Consider the following 6,368-nt stretch of genomic DNA (forward strand, 5'->3'; position numbering starts at 1 on the left):
ATTTTTCTCCCCCCTCTCCAGGGCCCATGAGGCCCTGGAGAGGGGGGAGGGGCTTGGTCTGCTTCCCTCCCAAGGGCGCCTGGATCGGGCTTATCGCCTGAAATCGCATGTGGCGTAAAAAATCTTTCGGGGGCGGGCTGGGGGCTTTGGCCCCCAGGCCCTGTTTCTCAAAAAGATCCCCACCTGCACCATTGGTGGGTAAGGCACCACCGGATTCCGAAAGGGAGCGCTCAACGCCATGCTCATTGTGGATGCCCATGAAGATCTGGCCTGGAACGCCCGATCGTTCGGACGGGATTACACCCAGTCGGCGTATGTCACCCGGGAGCGAGAGGAGGGAACGGAGATCCCACGCTTGAATGGGCGATGCATGCTGGGCCTTCCCGAGTGGCTGGCCGGTGGAGTGGCGGTGATCTTCGGGACGATCTTTGTGATGCCGGCGCGCCGGGCCCGATCCCCTCTGGAGCGCGTCTATCGCACGCCCGAGGAGGCCTACGTCGAGGGGATGACCCAACTGGATTACTATGAACATTTAGCCGACGCCCATCCCCGCTTTTGCTTGATCAACACCCGGAGGGATCTGGAAGCCGTGCTGGAGACCTGGAAAGCGCCCTTTCCGGATCCAGATCCTCGAAGGATCGGGATCGTCCGGTTGATGGAGGGCGCGGATCCGATCCGCCGGCCGGAGGAAGTGGAGGTCTGGTATGAGCGGGGGGTGCGGATCATCGGCCTGGCCTGGGGCGCCACCCGCTATGCGGGCGGGACCGGGGAACCGGGCCCGCTGACGGATGAGGGGCGCCGCCTTTTAAAAGCGATGCAGGAGTTATCGATCATCCTGGACCTCAGCCATATGGCGGAGCGGAGCTTCTTCGAGGCCCTGGACCGCTATGAGGGTCCGGTCATCGCCAGCCACTCCAATCCCCAGGCGGTGGCCCCGGGGGATCGTCAGCTTTCCGATGGGATGATCCGGGCGCTGGCGGATCGGGATGGGGTGATCGGGGTGGTGCTCCATAACGGAATGCTGAAAAAGGGGTGGACACGAGGAGATCCGAAGGAAGCGGTCACGATCTGGGATGCGGTGCGGGCCATTGATTACATCTGTCAGCGGGTGGGGGATGCACGCCACGTTGGGATCGGAAGCGATTTCGATGGGGGATTTGGAGCGGAGTCAGCGCCGGCGGAATTCGACACCGTAGCCGATCTCCCGAAAATCGCCCAGGCGCTGCGGGAGGCTGGCTTCGCGGAGGCGGATATCGAAGCCGTGATGAGCGGGAACTGGTTGCGGATCCTTCGGAAGGGGCTTCCTTAACCCCCCACATGGGGATTTCGACCGAAATTCCCCTTCCCGGCGTCGAATGGGTTGCGGGGAAGGGAGAAACCATCGGTGCAGCACCTCTATGCGCTTGTAGAGGAGCACCACTCTTCCTTAGTCTTGGGAGGCAGAGGATGTGGCCGGCAGGGGAGGGGCCGGAGGAGCGACCGGTTCTGGTGATCGGAGCCGCGGGCCTGGATCTGAAGGGCTACGCGGCGGGGGCCATCCGGCTGGGCGCCACCAACCCAGGCCAGGTGCGCCGGAGTGTGGGCGGTGTGGCCCGCAACATCGCCGAAAACCTGGCTCGCTTGGGCCATCCGGTCATCTTGATCTCAGCGGTCGGGGATGATGAGGCCGGGCGCTGGGTTCTGGAGCGGACCCGGGGCGCGGGGGTGGACGTCGCCCATGTGACGATGGTTCCCGAAGGGCGAACGGGGGTTTACCTGGCGGTCCTGGACGAACAGGGCAATCTGGTGGTCGCCGTGGATGATATGGGGATCCTGGAGGCGATCACGCCGCGCTATCTCCAGACTCGGCGGGCTCTGTTTGAGCGGGCGGCTATGGTGGTGCTGGATGCGAATCTCTCCCCGGCTGCTTTGCGGATGGCGGTCCGTCTCGCCCGCCGCTTCAACGTCCCCGTGGCGGCGGATCCGACCTCGCCAACGCTGGCTATGCGCCTCCGGCCGATCCTTCCCGAGCTGCATCTGGTGACCCCGAATACGGCGGAGGCCGAGGCGTTAACCGGGCTGCCGGTTTCCAGTGTGGACGAAGCCCTCTTCGCGGCCCGATATCTTGCTGCGCTGGGGGTGAAAATCGCTATTGTCACCATGGCGGAGCTGGGCCTGGTCTATGCCGCAGGGGATCTCAGCGGGCATATCCCGGCCCTGCGCACGGAGATCGTGGATTTCACCGGGGCGGGCGATGCCCTCACGGCGGCGGTGATCTTCGCGCTCCTTCATAACATCCCGATCGAAGAAGCGGTCCGCCTGGGTGTGGCGGCGGCCACGTTGACCCTCCGTTCCCGGGAGACCGTCTCCCCGGACCTCAGTCTGGAGCGGCTGTATGAGCAGCTGGTGATCTAACGAGGGAGCACCTCGTTCACCTTACCGAGTTTAGAGCGGGGCCGCCCGAGGCGGCCTCTCACCCTCAGGATCGCTTGATGCGACTCGTCGGGAGAGCGCTCATGATATCGCGAACGACCTGGATGGAACAGTTCTTCCAGCTTCAAGAGGAGCTCGTGTCCTTGTTGCGCGAGCTGACCGTTCGGGAGTCGCCCACCACCGAGAAGGCGGCCGTCGATCGGCTGGGGGAGTTTGTGGCGGATCGCCTGCGCGATCTTGGGGCCCGAGTGGAACGCATCCCTCAGGAGACGGTCGGGGATCACTGGATCGCCACCTGGGGAGACCCGGAGGCCTCGACCCGGATTCTCACCCTCTGCCATCTGGACACCGTGTGGCCGCTCGGAACCCTGACCCGGATGCCGATTCGGGAGGAGAACGGACGGCTCTACGGCCCCGGGGTCTTCGATATGAAAGGGGGGATCGCGATCCTCCTGGGGGCCCTGCAGGGGCTCCGGGCCCTGAACGTTCGCCCACCCCATCAGATCCGTATGCTCTTCACCAGCGATGAGGAAACGGGGAGCGAGACCTCCCGACCTTTGATTGAGGAAGAGGCCCGGCGCAGCCATCTGGTGCTCTGTCTGGAGCCCGCCCTTCCCGATGGAAGCTTAAAGACCTTCCGAAAGGGGGTAGGGGATTTCGTGGTAGTAGCCCATGGTCGATCCGCTCATGCCGGAGCAGATCCTCAGCGCGGGGTCAACGCCATCGAGGAGCTGGCGTATCAGATCATGCGCTTGCACGGGCTGGCAGATCCCCGGCGGGGCACCACCGTGACCGTGGGCTGGATTCAGGGCGGCACCCGTCCGAATGTGGTGCCGGAATATGCGGAGATGGTGGTGGATGTGCGGGTGGCCACCCGGGCGGAAATGGATCGGATCGAGAAGGCCTTTCGGAACCTGCGGCCGGTCCTGGATGGCGCGCGCGTGGAGGTGCGGGGCGGGTTCAACCGGCCTCCAATGGAGCGCAACCCGCTGATGGTCTCTACCTTTGAACGGGCCCGGGCCATCGCGGCGGAATTGGGGCTGACGCTTACGGAAGGGGGAACCGGTGGGGGAAGCGATGCGAATTTCACGGCGGCACTGGGTATCCCAACGCTGGATGGCCTGGGGGCCATCGGCAACGGCGCCCATGCCCTCGATGAGCATGTGCGCATCGATTCCCTCCCTCCGCGGGCCGCCCTGGTCGCCGCTTTGCTGGCCCGGTGGACGGTATTATAGTTAGCGCAACTGATCCTCCGGGGGCCTTTCGGAGGCGGGGGGATTGGCTTCAGCAGCCCCACCCATCCCCCAAATGGAGCCCTCTGGGAATTTATGGGGTGGGATAGGCTATGCTCCCATATGGGGGCGCGGCCCATCGTCATCATCCCCATATCGGGGCTCCACCGGGCGGGGCGCCACGGAAGATCTCACAGAGGCAGAAGCGTTGAAAATTCCCCTCCCCGCGATCCTCCGGGCCGCGGGGAGCGGCTTACGCCAAATTCATTTCCAGATGGGGGCTTCCTTGCCATCGGAGATCTCCTTTCCCTCCCCCACGGCCCTTTGAGTTGCGGGGAGAGGGAAAGGTCCCCTGCCTGATGAAAGGGAAGGCGCTCAGGGAGTAAGTTGCGCTATTATAAAGCTGAGCATCATGCAGGCTCCCCTTTCCCGTAACGTCAGGTGGCGCGGGAAAGGAGGAGAGATTTTCTGCGGGGGCTGGCCGTTGCCCCACGCACGGAGGGGGTTCGGGGCTGGATAGCTGGCTGGAGCGGCCTGCCCGGCCCCTTACGTTCTTTGGCTGTGCAGCTCCTGACCAGAGGAAACACCTGTGATGCACGATGAGCTGATTCGCGCGGCTGAGCTGATCCGGCGCTCCCGTTATCTGGTCGCCCTGACCGGGGCGGGGATCAGCACGCCGTCCGGGATCCCGGATTTCCGGAGTGAGGGCTCGGGGCTGTGGACGATCTATGATCCGATGGCGGTGGCCTCCATCTGGGCCTTTTCCCGCCGCCCGGAGGCGTTTTTCGAGTGGGTGCGTCCGCTGGCTCGTATGATCCGGGAAGCTCGGCCCAACCCTGCTCACTATGCCCTGGCCCGTCTGGAAGCCGCTGGCATCCTTAAAGCGCTGATCACCCAGAACATCGATGAGCTCCATCAGAAAGCCGGTTCCCGCAACGTCATCGAGGTGCACGGTCATCTTCGGGAAGCGACCTGCATCCGCTGCTATCGCAAGGTCCCTGCGGAGCCTCATCTGGAGGCCTTCCTGCAGGATGGGACGATCCCTCGCTGTGAGCAGTGTGGAGGCGTGCTGAAGCCGGACATCATCCTGTTTGGAGAGCAATTGCCGGCCCGGGCGTTCCTGGCGGCTCAGCAGGAAGCCCGGCGGGCTGACGTGTTTCTGGTGGCCGGCTCCTCCTTAGAGGTCGCCCCTGCTGGGGATCTGCCGATCCTGGCGAAAGAGCATGGCGCTCGTCTGATCATCATGAACCTCTCCCCAACGGCCGCCGATCGATATGCCGACCTCTGGATCCGCGGGGACGTGGCGGAAATCTTACCCCAGCTGGTCGACGCTGTGCTGGGACCGGCGGAGGCTTCCGCATCCACGACTCACCCGGGGGAGACCACGGGGTGAGCTTCCGAACCCGTTGACGAAGATCGTGGGATGGGATGGGGATCCCGAAGGCTGCCCCATCCCTGAAATGAAGGAATGTTTCGATGTTCATCGGGGAGGATCCTGCATGGCACTGAAGGGAAACCTCCGGGATTTCAACACCGCCCAACTGCTCAACCTGATTCATCTGGCCCGGAAAACGGGAACGCTGATCGTGGAGGGCCGGAATGGAACTGCCCGCCTCTGTTTTAAAGATGGCAAGCTGATCTACGCAGCGCTGGATCGCCAGGACGGGCGCCTGGCAGATGTCCTGATGCGGGCTGGAAAGCTTCAACCGGAACAGTTAAAGGCGTTCGATCTCTCCCGCATTCAGGATGATAAGGTGCTGGGCCTTAAGCTGATCGAAGCGGGCTATGTCACCCAGCAGGATATCCTGAACAGCTTACGGGCCCAGATGCTGGACGTGGTGTATCGGCTGTTTTCCTGGAACGAGGGCGCTTTCCGCTTCGAGCCGGATCTTCAGACGCTGCAAAATCGCATTCCGGTTCCCATGGATCTGGAGAACATCATCATGGAGGGGGCCCGGCGTCTCCGGGAGGTGGAGCGCCTGAAGGAGGAGCTTCCGGACCTCGACATCCCGATCCGGCTGACCAGCCGTCCGGAGGCCATCCGTAAAGTGCAGCTGAGCACGGAGGAGTGGCGGGTGATCAGCCAGGTCAATGGGCGGAACACTATCGAGCAGATCATGCGCCGTTTGAATATGGATGAGATCCAGATCCGGCGCATCATCTACGGGCTCCTTCAAGCCGGGCTGATCGAGCTGGGAACCCCGCCGCCGGCCACCCCCCCTGCCGGGGTGCCTGCCCGCGGGCCGGGGGGCGGAGTCTCACGCTCTGTGGTGGAGAAGCTGATCAATTACTTCCGTCGGCTGTAGCGCTTTCGAGAGCAGCGGAGCTGCCGAAAGCGGCCTGGCCCGCCTGCAAGAGTTCAGCCAATCCCAGATCCCTTCGTCCAGCTGGCCGATATCCGGTTTCTGCCCATCCGGTGGACGATAGGGCTTTCGGTCCAGGGTTTCCGCCGGCGAGAAAACTGATCCCTTCTCGCTCCTTCCCTTGTGGCCCTCCGGGCTGTGGGAAGGGAGATGTCTGTCCGTTGGTCCATGGGATCTCCGGATGGGGTTGAGGCCGACTTCTGTGATCTGCGCCTGATGGAAGGTGGGTGCGAGGACCGAAGGTTCACCCCCTGTTCCGATAGATCTCTGAGGAGGACAGCCAACCCATGCAGGCCGTGAAGATCGTAGTGACCGGGCCCTTTGCCTCGGGGAAGACTCAATTCATCCGCACGATCAGCGA

Annotated in this window: 5 protein-coding genes; all 5 read left to right on the forward strand. The window is 63.5% G+C overall.

What is annotated here, in order from left to right:
• Positions 1-238: 238 nt before the first annotated feature.
• The 5 genes from NZM16_RS07860 (at position 239) to NZM16_RS07880 (ending at position 5,950) form a co-directional block, all read left to right on the forward strand.
• Positions 239-1,309 (forward strand): membrane dipeptidase, encoded by a 1,071-nt coding sequence (locus NZM16_RS07860; RefSeq protein ID WP_295479754.1) that lies wholly within the window; start codon positions 239-241, stop codon positions 1,307-1,309.
• A gap of 137 nt (positions 1,310-1,446) precedes the next feature.
• Positions 1,447-2,394: a carbohydrate kinase family protein gene (locus NZM16_RS07865; protein ID WP_295448599.1), complete on the forward strand. Its 948-nt coding sequence runs from the start codon at positions 1,447-1,449 to the stop codon at positions 2,392-2,394.
• Positions 2,395-2,495: 101 nt separating this feature from the next.
• Positions 2,496-3,647: a M20 family metallopeptidase gene (locus NZM16_RS07870; protein WP_295448597.1), complete on the forward strand. Its 1,152-nt coding sequence runs from the start codon at positions 2,496-2,498 to the stop codon at positions 3,645-3,647.
• Between the two features lie 589 nt (positions 3,648-4,236).
• Positions 4,237-5,037, forward strand: coding sequence for an NAD-dependent deacylase (locus tag NZM16_RS07875; RefSeq protein WP_295448595.1), 801 nt, complete (start codon positions 4,237-4,239; stop codon positions 5,035-5,037).
• 106 nt (positions 5,038-5,143) lie between these two features.
• The gene (locus NZM16_RS07880) at positions 5,144-5,950 is read left to right on the forward strand and encodes a DUF4388 domain-containing protein (protein WP_295448593.1); all 807 of its coding nucleotides are present in this window, start codon (positions 5,144-5,146) and stop codon (positions 5,948-5,950) included.
• The last annotated feature ends 418 nt before the right edge of the window (positions 5,951-6,368 follow it).

The sequence above is a fragment of the Thermoflexus sp. genome (assembly GCF_025055495.1).
Taxonomy (GTDB): domain Bacteria; phylum Chloroflexota; class Anaerolineae; order Thermoflexales; family Thermoflexaceae; genus Thermoflexus.